The following is a 15509-nucleotide window of genomic DNA, read 5'->3' as shown; positions in this document are numbered from 1 at the left end:
GCTGCCCCCGCCGCTTACAGTCCGGCGACGGCCGGGTACTGGCCGATACGCTCGAGTGCGATGCCGAGCAACTTGTCGGCGTCATCCTTCATTTTCGACAGACTGGGGAAGCCGAAGCGATGCACATCGCGCAAGGTCTTTTCGACGGCGACCAGCTTGCCGACGGTGATGATCGCCCGGCCGAAACCTTCGTGCGTCAGATGGACCAGCGGCACGGCCAGCAGCTTGCATTCCTTCTCGATCAGCACGGCGATGGCGTTGTAGAACGCCTTGACGCGCGAAATCGTTTCGTCGTCCGGGTCGCCGATCAAGGGAATGGTCGCCTTGCGCTCCTTGGTCAGGATGTAGGGATCAAGGATCTTTTCGACGGTCCACCCGGTATAGGTGCCGTAGGTGTCCAGGGCGCGCATCTGGCGGGCCATTTCCTTGACGAAATCGGTTTCGAAGATGGGATCAGCGCTCATGGTTAAACTCCTGTTGTGAAACATTGGTTTGGTTTGATACGGGAATAAGTTGCGGGGCGGGCGACAGGCCGGGGGTGTAGTCGATCGCGATGCGGGCGACGACCAGCGAGCCGGCGAAACCAGCCGCCCCGCCGAGCGCCATCGCCGCATCGCTGCCGGCGATGGAAGCGCCGGCAGCGATGCCGACCAGCGTCGCCAGTGCTGGAAAGAGATAGCCGAGCAGTGCGGCCAGCGACAGGCCGGATTCCGGCAGGCCGATGTTCACGAAGTCGCCCTCCTTCAAGCCATTGGCCGCCGGCAGGTTGAGCATGGCGGCCAGCCCGCCGTTGGCCGCCTTGCAGATGCAGCAATGGCCGCCATGGCCGCAAACACCGCAGGCCGTGGTCTCGACGACGATGGTCGCGCGACCGTCGTCGATGCGCTTGACCATGCCCCAGTGTTCGATCAGTTTGGCGCTCATCCTTCCCACCCCTCTTCTTCCATGGTGCTGAAGCGGTCGTCGGCTTTGGCCTTGGCCTGAGCCGCCAGGGCGCGGTCGATCCAGGCGACGCCGCCCTCGCTCATGGCGCGGGAAATTTCGCCGAGCAGATCGTCCACCGCATCGACCTCGTTGATGCGGATCGGCTGAACGCCCTTGGCCATCAGCTTCTTGATCGCCGAGGCGCCGATTGCCATGACATAGACCGCGGCGCAGCCCGCGAGGAAATCGACCTTGGCGGCCAGCTTGTCCTCGTTGCCGTCCATCGCCTCTTCGGCGAATTCGGCAACGCCGACCAGCGTCGCCTTGTCCGGCGTCACTTCATAGACGGCGAAACCCTCGGCGGCGCCGAAGTGCTGATTGACGCGGGTCCGGTCGGTGGAGGCGAAGGCGACCTTGATCACGGCTTCCGGCTCCTGCTTAATGGACCAGACCAGCTGTAGCCGACGCGATGACATGTTGTTCAGCGGGGCGGGTATCGGCCCAGTAGATTGATCGATAGGGTTCGAGTTCATGGTGTTGTCCCAGCATCAGGTTGGCGAGATCGAACAGGGCTTGCCGCGTGCCGCGGTAGCCCACCCAGGTGCGGGCATAACCGCCCACGTGGTCGTACTGCGGAAAACCGGCGCGCAGCAACGGCAAGCCGAGCCGGCGGGCCGTTTCGGCGGCGTGCGAGTTGGCGACGATGAACTGCGCAGCGCCGGCCCGCGCCTCTTTTTCCATGTCTTCCAGATCGCCGATGATGACTTTGGCGATCGGCAGACTGCTCAGGCTGTCGTGCTTGTGCGGACTGACCGCGCTGACGATCTCGGCGCCCATGCCGGTCAGGAAGCGGGCCTGCATGCCGAGCAGGTCGGGATCGGCGGCCAGCGCGACGCGGGCGAAACCGATCATGAAATGGCTGTCGACCATCGCGTCCTGCAACTGGGCGCGGTGGCGCTCGATCTTCTCGGGCACCGGCTTGCCGGAAATTTCGGCGAGCGCTTCGGTGAAGTCGTCGCAGTCCTCCAGCCCGAGCAGCCCGGCGAAACGGTAGTCGGGCACCGCGGTGCGGCTCTTCAGGATGTCGGCCGCCTTGTGCAGCGAGGGGCCGATGACCAGCGTTGCAATCGACTCGCCCATGATCTCGATTTCCGAGCGCGGCGTGCCACCGATGGTCAGCGACGAGGTTTCCGCCTCGGTCAGGTGGCCGTCCAGCGAATCGCCGATGTCCGGCAGGACGATGGGGCGCAGGCCGAACGCCTCGATCCACTCCTTGATCGCTTCGATATCGCCCGGCGTCAGCATCGCCGAAGCCAGCACATTGACCTGCTTCGGCCGCTTGCCGACGCTGCTGCTTTGCGGGACCAGCGTCTCGATCAGCGATTCGATGGCCAGCGCATAACCGCTTTCCAGACAGCCGACGTAGTCCGGCGTATTGACCGGGACCACGGCGACATGGGCGAATTCGGGATGGGCCGTGCGAAAATCGCGAACCGCCCGGCGAATGTCGGTACCCTGCGTTTCCGACAGGCCGGTGGTCACCAGGCCGATGATGTCCGGCTTGCTCTTGTCGGACAGCGTACGCAAGGCCTCAATGATGTTCTCGTCGGCGCCCATGATGGTCGACACCTGATCCATCGCCGTCGTCTGCAGCGGAATCGGCTCGCGGAAGTGGCGCACGAAGAAGACTTTGCCGAACGCCGTGCAACCTTGCGAACCATGCATCAGCGGCAGGCTGCGGGCGAGACCGAGAAAGGCCAGCGAGGCGCCGATCGGCTGGCTGACCTTCAGCGGATTAACCGCCAGTGCCTTCTTGGAATGGATGATTTCGGTCATTTGGACATCGCCCGGTTGAGAACACCCACTTCTCAGCAAGGAACGCGCCAAGCGACTATTCAAATAAAATCAGTTACTTGCAAAAACCGCACTGTGTAGCAAAGACAACAAATGCCAACCGAAGGCGAATGACACAGGCGATGCGGCGGCAATACACGAAATTCGGCATAGCCATCCGCCGCGCTTTGGTGCGATGCTTGAGCCAGCCGCTCCTACCATGTCATGCGAATGATCGGCAGGGCGCCCCGCATATCAACCCGATGAGCTTGCCGTGACCACCGCTGCCAACGCCTCCCCCCTCGCCGACCATCGTCGTCTGGTGCTCAATCTGCAGAGCCCGGCGGCCTTCGACCAGCCGGTCGAGGACATCGCCTGCATCGAGACGCACATCTCCTCGGTGGTGCTGGCCGGTCAGCATGCCTACAAACTGAAGAAACCGCTCGACCTCGGCTTTCTCGATTTCACCACGCTGGCCAAGCGCCAGGCGGCCTGCGCCGAGGAAGTCAGGCTGAACCGACGGACGGCGCCCGACCTGTATCTTGACGTCGTGCCGATCACCGGCAGCCTGGCGGCGCCGCATATCGGCGGCAGCGGCGAAGCCATCGACTACGCCGTGCGCATGCGGCGCTTCGCCCAATCCTGCCTGCTCACCGAGGTTTTGGCGGATCGGGGGCTGGCGCCGGAATTGATTGATCGCCTGGCCCACCACGTCGCCGCGTTCCATGACCAAGCGGCGGTCGCCCGGCGCGGCGACGGTTTTGGCGATGCGGCAGCGGTGCATTTCCCGGTCCGCCAGAACTTCAGGCAATTGCCTGAACTGGTCGACGACGCGGCACTGCTCGCCCTGGCCAAGCGCGTCGAGAACTGGAGCGAGGCCCGCTTCGCCGACCTACAGGCAGTATTCGAGCGCCGCCTCGACCAGGGCCGGGTACGGGAATGCCACGGCGACCTGCATCTCGGCAACCTGATCCTGATCGACGGCGAACCGCAATTGTTCGACGCCATCGAGTTCAATCCGGCCCTGCGCTGGATCGACGTGGCGGCCGACATCGCCTTTCTCTGCATGGATTTGCAGAAACGCGGCTGCGCCTGGCTCGCCCACCGCTTCCTGAATGCCTGGCTGGAGCGCAGCGGCGATTACGACAGCCTGCTCGTCCTGCCCTACTACATCGCCTACCGGGCGATGGTGCGGGCCAAGATTGCCGCCATCCGCCTGAACCAGTTGGACGGCGCGGCGCGCGCCGCCGGCCTGGCCGAATGCCGCGACCATGTCGCGCTGGCGGCGGCGCAGATGCAGACGCCACGGCCTTTCCTGGCGATCACCTGCGGCCTCTCGGGGAGCGGCAAAACCAGTCAGTCGCAAGCCTTGCTCGAAGCGCGCGGCATCATCCGGCTGCGCGCCGATGTCGAGCGCAAGCGGTTATTCGGGCTGGCCCCGGAAGCGGCCAGCCATTCGCCGCCAAACGCCGGGCTGTATTCGGCCGAAGCCGGCAGCCGCACTTATGCCCGGCTCGGCGAACTGGCCCGCAGCGTCGTCGCCGCCGGCTATCCGGTACTGATCGATGCGACTTTCCTGAAACGCGCCCAGCGCGCTGCTTTCGCCGCGCTGGCCGGCGAATTGTCGCTGCCTTTTGTCATCCTGGCCTTCGCCGCGCCGCCCGCCGTGCTGCGCCAGCGCGTCCGGCAACGCATCGCGGCCGGCCGCGATGCTTCCGAGGCCGACGAAGCCATTCTCGACTACCAACTGGCGCACCACGAGATGCCCGGCACCGACGAAGCCAGCCGGACGCTGTCGATCGATTCAAGCGCGGCACCGGACTGGAACGTCCTGCTGCCGCAATTCGACGAGCTGGCCGGCGACCTCGCGTCGCCGGGTGATTAGTGCATTTTCTGCGGCGGCCAGGCGGGAATCTTCCAGCCGCGCGCCACGGCCAGCAAGCGCAAGCCGGTGATGATGCAGATGCCGGCGCCGGTCGAGATTTGCGGCGCGACATCCAGCGCATGCAAGCCGAGGAAAACCGGGCAGCCGATGAAGATGCACAGCGTGTAAGGCCGGTGGTCATGGAAGACCTTGGGGATCTCGTTGCACAGCACGTCGCGCAATACGCCGCCGAAGACGGCGGTGATCGCCCCCATCAACACCGCGATGATCGCCGGCATGCCGGCGACCAGGGCGAGCGAGGCGCCGGAAATGGCGAACAGCCCGAGGCCGAAGGCGTCAGCCACCTCGGTCAGCTTGTCCACCAGCTGATGCCGGCGCGCCTGCAACAACAGCGGGGCGGTCAGGGTCAGGGCCAGGACCAGCCAGACGTATTCCTGGTGCTGCACCCAAAACAGCGGCCGTCGGTCGAGCAGCACGTCGCGCAGCGTGCCGCCGCCGAAGGCGCTGACGAAGGTGACGGAAAACACGCCGATCACATCCATTCGCTTGCGCGTCGCCTCGATCAGGCCGGAAAGCGCAAAAGCAATGGTGGCGGCGACTTCAATTGCGATAAGAAGCGGTTCGATGTTCATTGATTCGATAAAAATGATTTACCCCCGGCGTCAGCCTGCGCCGACGCCGGGGGTATTTGGGCTGAATCCACCAGCCGGCGAAGTCAAACGCTTGGCGGCAAATTACTCGTAGGTGTAAAAGCCCTTGCCAGCCTTGCGGCCGAGATAGCCCGCCTCAACCATCTCGACCAGCAGCGGTGCCGGACGGTACTTCGGATCCTTGGTGCCCTCGAAGAGAACCTGCATCACGGCCAGCTCGACATCGAGGCCGATCATGTCGCACAGCGCCAGGGGGCCGATCGGGTGGTTGCAGCCCAGTTTCATCGCTTCGTCGATCGCCGCTGCCTCGGCCAGACCTTCGCCCAAAGCGAAGATCGCCTCGTTGATCATCGGGCAAAGCAGGCGGTTGACCACGAAGCCCGGGTTGTTCTTCACCTCGACAGCCGTCTTGCCGACGGCCTTCGACAGCGTTTCGACGGCGGCGTAGGTGGCATCGGAGGTTTGCAGGCCACGGATCACTTCGACCAGCGCCATCATCGGCACCGGGTTGAAGAAGTGCATGCCGATGACCTGGCTCGGACGCTGGGTCGACGCCGCCAGCTTGGTGATCGAGATCGACGAGGTATTCGACGCGATGATCGCTTCCGGCTTGGCCAGCGCATCCAGCTGCTTGAAGATCTTGATCTTCAATTCGAGGTTTTCGGTCGCCGCCTCGATGATCAGATCGACATCCTTCAAGGTCGCGACCTCAGTGGTGACGCTGATTTTGGCCAGCGCCGCCGCCTTTTGCTCGGCGCTCATTTTTTCCTTCTTGATCAGGCGATCGAGGCTGCCCGAAATGGTCGCCAGGCCCTTTTGCACGGCGCCTTCGGAGATGTCGGCCATGATCACATCAAAGCCGGACACGGCAAAAGCCTGGGCAATACCGTTACCCATGATGCCGGCGCCAACAATACCAATAGTCTTCACTTCCATGTGTATCTCTCCGAAAAGCGTTGCAGTTGATCATCCATACCGTAGCGTATGGCAGTCCGCTACTTTAACGCAGGTCGGCCAAGCAATCCAGTTCCCGAGCTTTTTTGCCACCACCGGCAGTGCACCGCAGCACGGCCGCCAGAACAGTAGCTTGTGAGGCTGGCGCGCAGGACTTATACTATTTTGGTGCACTGCAACAACAAGCAAATAACCAGAAGGATTACCCATGCCCCATACGAACTCGAAGGCCGAAGCCATCCATGACGCCCTGGAAACATTTCAGGAAGAACATCAGCACACGCCCGACACCCACGAAAAGGCCCGCCTGTTGTCGGACACAATCAAGGAATGGGAACACGAACAGGTAGAAGCAATGCACACGCCGGACAGCGCCGCCTGAGATCAAGATTCACGACGGGCAAGGAAAACCGTTTGCTTGCAGGAATCGCGGGCGGGAAGTGGCTAGAATACGCATCAATGAAATTCACCTTCCGGTCCATGACTTCACGTTGTCGTTCTTTGGCGTTCGCGGCGCTGGCCGGACTGCTGCTGTGCAGTTGCGCAGCCCCCAGAGGGACGCGTCCTTATCAGACGGAAACCTTCCCCAACGACACGCCGTTTCAGTATTACAGCAGCCGGCAACCGGACGGCGCCTGCGAAATCGCCAAGCGGGCTTTGCTCAGCCAGGGCTACCAGGTCGATGACAGCAAGCCGCTCAATATCCGCGGCGAGAAATTCTTCCGGCCGAAAACGGACGAGGCAACCCGGCTGACAATAACCCTGGTTTGTCTGCCGAGCAGCCTGGGTGCCGTCATCTACGCCAATGCGCTGGAAACCCAGTTTGAAATGAAATCCAAAGGCAACAGCGCCGGCCTCAGCGTTTCCGCGCTGGGTTCCGTCTCGCTGCCCTGGGCAATCGACAAGGACACGCTGGTCAAGGTCGGTGAAGAAACGGTGATTGCGCCGGAGTTTTACCAACGCTTGTTTGAACTGATCAAAACGCTGGATAGCTGACCACTTGACGTTCCAAGCAATCGTCCGCCCGTCTTCCTGCGGCTTTGACATGGCCGGTCAATGATTTCGCTGCGCTCACTGCCCCTTGCCCTAAAACAGGCCTTGGCCGGGCTTGCCGCCGATCCATCCAGCCGCCTCGCCGCCCTTCTCGGCCACCTGCGCCACCCGACCCGGCGCGGCGTCATCCGGAGCCTGGCCGTCGTACCCGGCCTGTTGCTGCTCTATGTCCTCATCCTGATTCCATTCACCCCAAGCATCAGCAACATCCGTAAGGTGTCGTCGGAACTGCCGGCCCAGATTCTCTCGGCGGACGGCCGCAAGCTGGCCGAGTTCAAGCAGTCCAACCGCGAATGGGTGAAGCTTGCCGATATCTCGCCACAGGTTATCAACGCGCTGATCGCCACCGAGGACCACCGCTTCTATCAGCATTTCGGCCTCGACTGGCGGCGCACCGCCTCAGCCGCGCTCAATACCTTCAGCGGCGACCGCCAGGGCGGCTCGACCTTGACCCAGCAACTGGCCCGCAACCTCTACCCCGAGGCGATCGGCCGCGCCCCGACACTGACGCGCAAGATCAAGGAAGCGATCACCGCGCTGAAGATCGAGGCCGTGCACAGCAAGGACGAAATCCTCGAAACCTACCTCAACACCGTACCTTTCCTATACAACGCCTACGGCATCGAGATGGCTGCCCGCACCTATTTCGACACCACGGCGGACCGCCTCGATGTGCTGCAAAGCGCAACGCTGGTCGGCATGCTCAAGGGCAACAGTTACTACAATCCGGTACTCAACCCCGAGCGCGCCCTACTCCGCCGCAACATCGTGCTGGCGCAGATGGTCAAGCACCAGCATCTGACCCCGGCCAGCTTCGAATCCTTGAAAAAAAAACCGCTGCGCATCGATTTCGAGCGGCAAATCGAGCCGCCGGGACCGGCCCCGCATTTCGCCCGGCAGCTGCGCAAATGGCTGATCGTCTGGGCCGACCAGAACGGCTACAGCATCTACGGCGACGGGCTGGTGGTCCGCACCACCATCGATTCCCGCCTGCAGGCGGCGGCCAACCAGGCCGTGGCGCGGCAGGGCAAGCTGCTGCAGAACGTCGCCAATACGGCTTGGAGCAAGCGCGCCGCGTGGAGTCCGAGTTCCAGTCTGGTGCAGGCCTTCATCCGCGAAACGCCGGAATACGGCGCCGCCGTCGCCAGCGGACTGACGCCAGAACAGGCCATCAAGCATCTGGCCGCCGACAAGGCCTTCATGCAGACGCTGAAGCAGCAGAAGACGCTGATCCAGGCCGGCTTTCTCGCCCTCGACCCGGACAACGGCCACGTCAAGGCCTGGGTCGGCAGCCGCGATTTCGAGCAGGACGCCTTCGACCACGTCCAGCAGGCGCGCCGCCAGCCCGGCTCGACCTTCAAGCCTTTCGTCTATGGCGAGGCCTTCCGCCAGGGCGCCAGTCCGTCCGACACGCTGATCGACCAGGCCGTCGAAATCGCCGTCGGCGGCAACGAGATCTGGCGGCCGACTGACAGCGCGCCGCCAAGCGGCCAGCCGATCAGCCTGAGCGACGGGCTGGCCTATTCGAAAAACACCATCACCGCCCAGCTGATGCAACAGGTCGGCCCGGCCAAAGTGGCCAAACTGGCCCGCAACATGGGCGTCCGCCAGAGCAAGCTCGATCCGGTGCCGTCGCTGGCACTGGGCACCAGCCCCGTCACCCTGAAGGAAATGGTCGCCGCCTACGGCACCATCGCCAACGGTGGCGGCTATCTCGAACCGCTACTGGTCACCCGCATCGAAGACCGCGACGGCCGGGTCATCGAGGAATTCAGCCCGGAAGAGCCGGCGCGTGCGCTGCCGCGCAGCGTCGCCTACACCCTGCTCGACAGCATGCGCGGCGTCATCGACCGGGGAACCGGCAGCAGCATCCGCAGCCGTTACGGCATCCGTGCCGACGTCGCCGGCAAGACCGGCACGACGCAGGACAACGCCGACGGCTGGTTCATCCTGATGCACCGGCAACTCGTCGCCGGGGCCTGGGTCGGCTTCAACGACAACCGCGTCACGCTGCGTAGCGACTACTGGGGCCAAGGCGCCCATAGCGCCCTGCCGATCGTCGGCGACTTCTTCGCCGGCGCCCTGCGCACCCGCATCATCGACCCGCGCATCCGCTTTGCGGCGCCGGAAGAAAGCGGCCTGTTCAAGACCGTCAAGGACTGGGTCCTCAACCTGTTCTCGCCAAAGCCGGAGAGCGAGCCCAAACCGCAACGCGCCGTCAAGCCACCCCCCAAACCGCAACCGCCCGCCGAACCCGCACCGCCGCTCGACGCGCCACCGGTTGAACCGCCGGTCGATCCATTGCAGGAAAAGATCGATCAGATCATGGCAGAGGGCAAGAAAGACAAAGACGACTCACCCTCATCGAATCAAGGCGTCGGAACACCTTCCTTGAGATAGTGCGGCGAACGTGGCCCGAACAAGATTCCGTTCGGCCGGCCTGCGGCAAGGAGTCGCTGGCTGGTAATGCCGGCAATCGCATGTCCGCGATTGCTCAGGCTATCAGCGATTTGGCTGATCACGGCGGTGACCAGCATGCCGACCAGACCGCCGCCTGAGTTGTTGTTGCCTTCGTTGCTGGACGCCGTCGCGCTGCCTTCCCACAGGGTTTTTCCGGTGCGCAGATCGACCAGCTTGGCCTCTGCCGTCACCCGGGTTTCGCTGACAATCACGGCATAGGTCGTGCCGTATTGCCTGACATTGACGTACAGCGCGGCATCGGCGCCGAAGATTTCGCGCAGCTTGGCCAGCGGCACTTGCTGGATATCCGTCGGGGCAGTGAGGCCGTTCTGCTTGAAGGCCTCATCGACCAGCGTTACCGGCAGGACGTAGTAGCCCGACTCGGCCAGGGGCACGGTAGCCTGGGATAGCATGCTGTAGGTCGCATTGACATCCGGCGAACTGTTGACCGGCGGCAGAACCAGGATCGAGGCCGGACGGCTTGCCCGGAACTCGGCGTAGTCATACTTTGCCTGCGTCGCGCAGCCGCTGAGCAGGGAGATAGCCAAGAGGGTCAGCCCCAACTTGGCGGTCACGATATGTTTCATTGGAAACCTCTGATAAGCCATCAACGAGCAAATTTCTTGAGCAGGAAATCCATGAAAGTCGCGCTTTCCGGAAACTGGGTCCTTTCCGCCTCAAGGTTCTCGACCAAACGGTCAGAGCGCCCGGTCTTGCCGTAGAGCATGGCAAGGTGGGCCTGGAATCCGGGCGGCAGCGCCCGGCCTTTGGCCAGCGCCTGTTCGCGCTCAGCTTCGAGAGCCTGGATTTGCTCCTCGGGGCCTTTGTCGCCTTTGAAATGACCGTAAACCTCGGTTTGATAGCCGCCCCAGTAGTAAAGGGGTTGTTGTCGGGTAACGCAGCCGGCGAGTGCCGACATCGAGATTGCGGCGACGACGCAGAGTCGAACTTTTGTTAAGGATGTCATGGTCAGTCTCCGCAGCCTTACTTGGCAGGCTGCCAGGCCCCTGCTTCGACACCGGTCACCAGCGTATCGACGGCTTCGCGAATGGCCAGATCAAGCACTTTGCCATTCAGCGTCGAGTCATAACTGGCGGTGCCGCCAAAGCCGATGATTTCGCGATTCGACAGGCTGTATTCACCGGCCCCCTGGGCGGAATAGACGACCTCGGAGGTTTGGACATCAACGACGTTCAGCGCGACCTTGGCATAGGCGATCTGCTGCTTGCCACGCCCAAGAATCCCGAACAACTGGTGATCCCCGACTTCCTTGCGGCCAAACTCGGTTACGTCGCCCGTGATCACGTAGCGAGCGCCTTTCAGCGTTTGGCTGCTCTTGCTCAGTGCCGCCTCTTGCTTGATCTCGGACATGTTTTCACGGTCCAGGACGTTGAAGCGATTGGTTTGTTGCAGGTGCGTAATCAGGATCGTTTTGGCCTGACTGCCAAGACGATCGACGCCATCGGTAAAAATGCCGCGCATGAAGCTCGAGCGGTTATCGAATTTGCCAACGGAAATCGGATTGCGCTGGCCGGTATAAGCGCGACTGGCGGATACCGACTTGGTCACCGGCAGGCTGCGAGAGTCTTCGGTCGCGCAGCCGGTCAGGTTACCCGCCAGGCCGGCGACGATCGCCATCGTCATGATTGATTTATTCATTTTTACACCCAGTATGGAATGGTTGCGATGCAAATCGACGCGGATTCTATCACCTTGATTGCCACTCATTTGACCGCCCGGCGGTCATCTTCAGCAATTCACGGGAAAACCGAGGCAGCTCGTTGAATTCAATGTGAATACCCATTTCCGATGTTTCACGGACTGCCGCCCCCGAGACTCCGGGCGATATTTTTGCCCGCGAAGGAAAGGCAGAGGATGCCGGCTAGCGAGCCTGGTAGCGAACCCCGCGCCAGGCCGGAGTCGGCTTGACCTCGGGCGTGCCGCCATCGTAGCGCAGCAATTTGCCACCACCCGGCGTTGTCTCAAACTTGATTCTTAGCGTCTGTGGCTCATCGCCGGCCACGATAAAGTTGTTTTGTCCGGTTTCCTGGGCGTAACGTAGCGCGTACTCGTCTTCTTTCAGGCGCTTGATGCACCAAAGGCTTTCCCACCGGAATCCCTCGCGGAAGAGGCCGGTACACATGTAGGCCCAGGCATCCCGAAAACGTTGCTCGCTGGTATTGATCGGCGGACTGTCGGCAAGGAAAGCGTTTTCAAACGATGCAACGCTCTTCATCGAGCGCATCTGGCGCTGAATTTCGGCCTTGTGATACCAGGCTTTTCCGCTGTCCGGGAGCTGACGCAGCCATTCATCCACCGTGCGTTTCAAGGCCGGGGCGTTGCCCGTTTGCACGTATGCATCGACCCGCTGCAGGTATTCCTCATCGGAAATTCGGGTGCCTGTTTTGAGGTGGCGGTCCAGCCAACCGGGATGGCTGTCGGCGAGATGCGTCAAGGCATTTCCCTTGTTCAGTTCGAGCATCGTCGCGGCAAGCCGTTGAAAGCCCCGCGGATCGAACCCGGCCTTTGCGGCAATTGAAATCCCGACATCGTCAGCCTCATCTTCATGGGCCCGGCTGTAGGACATCAGTTGGGTGGTCGCCCACTGGACGATTTGCGTCTTCTGATCCGGGCTGACATATCCCCGCCCGATATCCTTTCGGATCTTGCTCTCAAGGCTTTTCAACGCATTGATTTTCTGGGCCTTGTGGCCGCCCAGGATATGCGCGTACTCATGCCCCAACAACGCTCCCAAGGCATCGGCATCATCGGCTGTGGCTTCCAGGATGCCGATGGTTATAAAGACATCGTTGCCGTCGGTGTAGGCGTTGTAATCCGGTGAAAGCAGCAACTGGAGACTGGGGCTGACATTCGCCGCGTTTCGGATGCGCCGATTGACGTCGACCAAGTTCCTCAGCATGCGGATCTTGGTTTTCATCTCGCTTCCGTCCGTGCCGGCCTTCGCCCTTTGTTCGAGATTCGCCAGGGCATCGCCAGCGCGCACGATCTGGAGTTCGCCAGCATGCACGGCAACGACGCTGGCCAATGAACAGGCAATAACAATCAACACCCGCCAGATATGCATAAACCTTAGTCCTTGCTATGAACAGACTGCGGCACTTTATCAGCAAAGCATGGCCAGATATTCCATGCAGATGCCCGCCCCGCCCTCCCGACTATGCGTTGTTGGAAAAAAACGGCAACAGCGCCTTGGCCGCCTCGATTCGGTGACGAGGGCTGGCCGACGAATCGTTCATCACGGCCAGCAGGAAGCTCTGCGGATCGCTGTAATGGTTGCCGACATGGCGCAGTGAATTCGGGTGGCCCGCGTCAGGACTGCGCGGGCTGGCCGCTTCGTCCGGCTGACTGGCCGGTCGCTCGGGGGAAGACAGGCCGGCAGCATCCGATTCGGCCGGCGCCAGCAGAATGCCGAGCGCCCGCTGGAAATCGGCGACCTTGATGCTTGCCAGGCCGGCCAGGATGCTCGCCTGCCGGTCCATATTCGGCGCCATTTCCAGCCCGGGCTCTTCGATGAACATGCCGCCCAGGCTCGGGTCGATGAATGCCGACCATTTTCCGGTCACCGTGTGCCGGGCCGGCGCCAGATTGATCACGGCCGGTGCGGTGTCATTGGGCAGATCGGCCGCCGGACGGAATTGACGATGGTTCAGCGGAATATCGGCCAGATATTTGCGGCCGAGGGCATCGAGAAAGCTCTGGACCTCTGCCACCGCCACCGGCTCGGCCAGCGAGAACCACAGCCGAAAACCCTTGCGCCCGGAAACCGCGATGGCCGGGGCCGGCAAATCCAGTTCATCCTGGACCGCCTGATAGAGATTTGCCACCTCGCCCCAATCGCCCGGCTTGTCGAAAACGACGACCATGGCCCGGGCCATCCCATCCGGGCTGACCAGTTGGAGCGCCACCGTTTTTTCGCCGGCCAGGCTTGCCGCGACGATTTCCGGCGTCAATGTGCCGGCGGCGGAATACGCCGGGTTGCCGCTGGCGTCGGCGTGCTGACTGTGCCAGTGCTGGTCGTCGAGAAAATAAAGCCGCTGCAGCTCGGTAATCAGTTTGCTCATGCATCACCCAAAGAGAAGGTCCGGAAGCGTTGGTGGCGCTTGCCAAGCAAACGCCACCAACCTGAGCTTACCTCAGACTCCGCGCTGCCACCTTCCCATACGCCGCCGGTCAGGCCGCCAGCACGCTGCCCGGACCGCTCTGCCTGGCCCACGGCGCCGGCTTGCGCACCGCGGCCCAGACCGGGCTTTCCATCGACAGCGCCAGCTGGCGGGCCAGTTCGACCATGCCGGTATAGCCGGCGTAGCCGAATTCGCGCTCCTGATTGATGTCGAGGAAGGGAATGCGGGCCTTCAGGGCGGTGTAGAGGTTACGGCCACCGGCGATCAGGATGTCGGCCTGGTACTCGTGATAGGTCGATAACAAGGCTTTCGGGCTGCCGTCGTCGATCATCTTGGTATCCTCGCCCATCAGTTCGCGAATGCGCGCCTTGTCTTCCTCGGTCGACTTCTTGGTGCCGGTGGCCACCACTTTCATGCCGAGATCCTGCAGCGCCGAGACGATGGACCACGACTTGACGCCGCCGGTATAGAGCAGCACGCGCTTGTCCTTGAGGCGAACGCGCCAGGGTTCGAGGGCGGCGTGCGACCTCGCTTCCTCGCGGGCGATGACCGCCTCGGTGCGGGCCGTCAGGTCCGGATCGCCGATCAGCCGGGCGAAATCGCGCAGCGCGTTGGAAACATCCTGGACGCCGTAGAAACTGCCTTCGAAGAACGGAATGCCGAAATTGTCTTCCATCTTGCGCGCCACGTTGAGCAGCGCCTTGGCGCAAACCACCATATTGACCCTGGCGCGGTGCATGGTCTGCACTTCATGGAAGCGGGCATCGCCGGACAGGGTGCATAGAATGCGCAGGCCGAGTTCGTCGAACAGCGGCGCGACATGCCAGAACTCGCCGGCGATGTTGTATTCGCCGATCAGATTGACGTCGTAGGTCGGCAGACCGTCGGCGCGCGGCGCGGCAGGAGCCGGCTCGGCGGTGCCGATGACGTGCTTGAACATGGCCTCGCCGGCCAGCCGGTTGCCGAGATTCTTGGTGCCGTAGAAGCCGGCGGCATCGACCGGCACCACCGGGATGCCGGCCCGCTCGCTGGCCGCCTTGCAGACGGCCTCGACATCGTCGCCGACCAGCGCGGTGACGCAGGTGTTATAGACGAAGACCGCCGTCGGCGCATAGCTGTCGATGGCCTGCTTGATGGCATGAAACAACCGCTTCTCGCCACGCCCCATCACCACATCGGTTTCCGACAGGTCGGTGGTCATGCCGATGCGGTACAGCGTCACGCCGGATGAACGCGTGCCGCGGTTGTCCCACGACGAGCCGGCACAGGCGATCGGCCCGTGCACGATGTGGGCGACATCGGCAATCGGCAGCAGCGCGATCTGCGCGCCGTCGAAGGAACAACCGCCGGCCGTGGCGCCCGGCTTGGGCTTGGCGCAACCGGACTTTTCCTTCTTGTTGTGGCTACAGGCTGGCTCATCGAGCAAGGCCTGGATTTCGCTGGCTTTCATGCTGATCTCCCGAGGTCTGAACAGCATTTAGCAAGACGGGTGCCACCTTCAATTCATTGTTTTATATAACTTATCTACGGATCAATATTGTCTCGAACACGACAAGCCACCGATCTTGCGACAAAAGCGGGGCAATGTTCGGTCAAGGGCTTGTCGAA

At 62.4% G+C, this 15509-nt stretch carries 16 protein-coding genes; 4 read left to right on the top strand and 12 right to left on the bottom strand.

Going from position 1 to position 15509, the window contains the following annotated elements:
- Positions 1 to 14: 14 nt before the first annotated feature.
- From KI611_RS07660 to nifN, 4 genes are read right to left on the bottom strand one after another with little or no spacing between them, the layout of a single operon-like run.
- On the bottom strand, positions 15 to 464 hold the full coding sequence (locus KI611_RS07660; protein WP_226419229.1) for a NifX-associated nitrogen fixation protein: 450 nt from the start codon (positions 462 to 464) through the stop codon (positions 15 to 17).
- Positions 454 to 924 carry a SoxR reducing system RseC family protein gene (locus tag KI611_RS07655; RefSeq protein ID WP_226419228.1) on the bottom strand — a complete coding sequence of 157 codons (471 nt, stop codon included), beginning with the start codon at positions 922 to 924 and terminating at the stop codon, positions 454 to 456. Before KI611_RS07655 ends, KI611_RS07660 begins: the two co-directional genes overlap by 11 nt.
- Positions 921 to 1400 carry a NifB/NifX family molybdenum-iron cluster-binding protein gene (locus KI611_RS07650; protein WP_226419227.1) on the bottom strand — a complete coding sequence of 160 codons (480 nt, stop codon included), beginning with the start codon at positions 1398 to 1400 and terminating at the stop codon, positions 921 to 923. Before KI611_RS07650 ends, KI611_RS07655 begins: the two co-directional genes overlap by 4 nt.
- Positions 1363 to 2760: a nitrogenase iron-molybdenum cofactor biosynthesis protein NifN gene (gene nifN, locus KI611_RS07645; protein ID WP_226419226.1), complete on the bottom strand. Its 1398-nt coding sequence runs from the start codon at positions 2758 to 2760 to the stop codon at positions 1363 to 1365. Before nifN ends, KI611_RS07650 begins: the two co-directional genes overlap by 38 nt.
- Positions 2761 to 3031: 271 nt before the next feature.
- On the opposite strand from nifN, the gene KI611_RS07640 reads away from it, so the two are divergent.
- A complete protein-coding gene (locus KI611_RS07640; RefSeq protein ID WP_226419225.1) occupies positions 3032 to 4642 on the top strand; it encodes an AAA family ATPase in 1611 nt (536 codons plus the stop codon).
- Here KI611_RS07640 and KI611_RS07635 read toward each other — a convergent pair.
- Both KI611_RS07635 and KI611_RS07630 read right to left on the bottom strand, forming a co-directional pair.
- Positions 4639 to 5274 (bottom strand): trimeric intracellular cation channel family protein, encoded by a 636-nt coding sequence (locus tag KI611_RS07635; RefSeq protein WP_226419224.1) that lies wholly within the window; start codon positions 5272 to 5274, stop codon positions 4639 to 4641. The two genes, KI611_RS07640 and KI611_RS07635, sit on opposite strands and share 4 nt — an antisense overlap.
- A 102-nt stretch (positions 5275 to 5376) precedes the next feature.
- Complete coding sequence (locus tag KI611_RS07630; protein ID WP_226419223.1) at positions 5377 to 6228, bottom strand: 3-hydroxybutyryl-CoA dehydrogenase; 852 nt, start codon at positions 6226 to 6228, stop codon at positions 5377 to 5379.
- 226 nt (positions 6229 to 6454) lie between these two features.
- Between KI611_RS07630 and KI611_RS07625 the strand changes: the two genes are divergently transcribed.
- The 3 genes from KI611_RS07625 (at position 6455) to KI611_RS07615 (ending at position 9699) form a co-directional block, all read left to right on the top strand.
- Positions 6455 to 6628: a hypothetical protein gene (locus KI611_RS07625; RefSeq protein WP_226419222.1), complete on the top strand. Its 174-nt coding sequence runs from the start codon at positions 6455 to 6457 to the stop codon at positions 6626 to 6628.
- Between the two features lie 77 nt (positions 6629 to 6705).
- Positions 6706 to 7242 (top strand): DUF2242 domain-containing protein, encoded by a 537-nt coding sequence (locus KI611_RS07620; protein WP_226419221.1) that lies wholly within the window; start codon positions 6706 to 6708, stop codon positions 7240 to 7242.
- Between the two features lie 60 nt (positions 7243 to 7302).
- The gene (locus KI611_RS07615) at positions 7303 to 9699 is read left to right on the top strand and encodes a penicillin-binding protein 1A (RefSeq protein WP_226419220.1); all 2397 of its coding nucleotides are present in this window, start codon (positions 7303 to 7305) and stop codon (positions 9697 to 9699) included.
- Here KI611_RS07615 and KI611_RS07610 read toward each other — a convergent pair.
- The 6 genes from KI611_RS07610 to nifE all read right to left on the bottom strand — a co-directional run bounded on the left by KI611_RS07610 (position 9669) and on the right by nifE (position 15351).
- Entirely contained in the window at positions 9669 to 10346 is a 678-nt protein-coding gene (locus KI611_RS07610) for a DUF799 domain-containing protein (RefSeq protein WP_226419219.1), read from the bottom strand. The genes KI611_RS07615 and KI611_RS07610 overlap by 31 nt on opposite strands.
- A gap of 20 nt (positions 10347 to 10366) precedes the next feature.
- A complete protein-coding gene (locus tag KI611_RS07605) occupies positions 10367 to 10726 on the bottom strand; it encodes a DUF4810 domain-containing protein (RefSeq protein ID WP_226419218.1) in 360 nt (119 codons plus the stop codon).
- A gap of 17 nt (positions 10727 to 10743) precedes the next feature.
- Positions 10744 to 11418 (bottom strand): CsgG/HfaB family protein, encoded by a 675-nt coding sequence (locus KI611_RS07600; protein ID WP_226419217.1) that lies wholly within the window; start codon positions 11416 to 11418, stop codon positions 10744 to 10746.
- Positions 11419 to 11641: 223 nt separating this feature from the next.
- Positions 11642 to 12844 carry a M48 family metalloprotease gene (locus KI611_RS07595; RefSeq protein ID WP_226419216.1) on the bottom strand — a complete coding sequence of 401 codons (1203 nt, stop codon included), beginning with the start codon at positions 12842 to 12844 and terminating at the stop codon, positions 11642 to 11644.
- Between the two features lie 91 nt (positions 12845 to 12935).
- The gene (locus KI611_RS07590; RefSeq protein ID WP_226419215.1) at positions 12936 to 13841 is read right to left on the bottom strand and encodes a TOTE conflict system archaeo-eukaryotic primase domain-containing protein; all 906 of its coding nucleotides are present in this window, start codon (positions 13839 to 13841) and stop codon (positions 12936 to 12938) included.
- A 109-nt stretch (positions 13842 to 13950) separates the two neighbouring features.
- Positions 13951 to 15351 (bottom strand): nitrogenase iron-molybdenum cofactor biosynthesis protein NifE, encoded by a 1401-nt coding sequence (gene nifE / locus KI611_RS07585; RefSeq protein WP_226419214.1) that lies wholly within the window; start codon positions 15349 to 15351, stop codon positions 13951 to 13953.
- Between the last annotated feature and the right edge of the window lie 158 nt (positions 15352 to 15509).

The organism is Dechloromonas denitrificans (assembly GCF_020510685.1).
Lineage (GTDB): Bacteria > Pseudomonadota > Gammaproteobacteria > Burkholderiales > Rhodocyclaceae > Azonexus > Azonexus denitrificans_A.
This window is presented reverse-complemented; position numbering and strand designations above follow the sequence as displayed.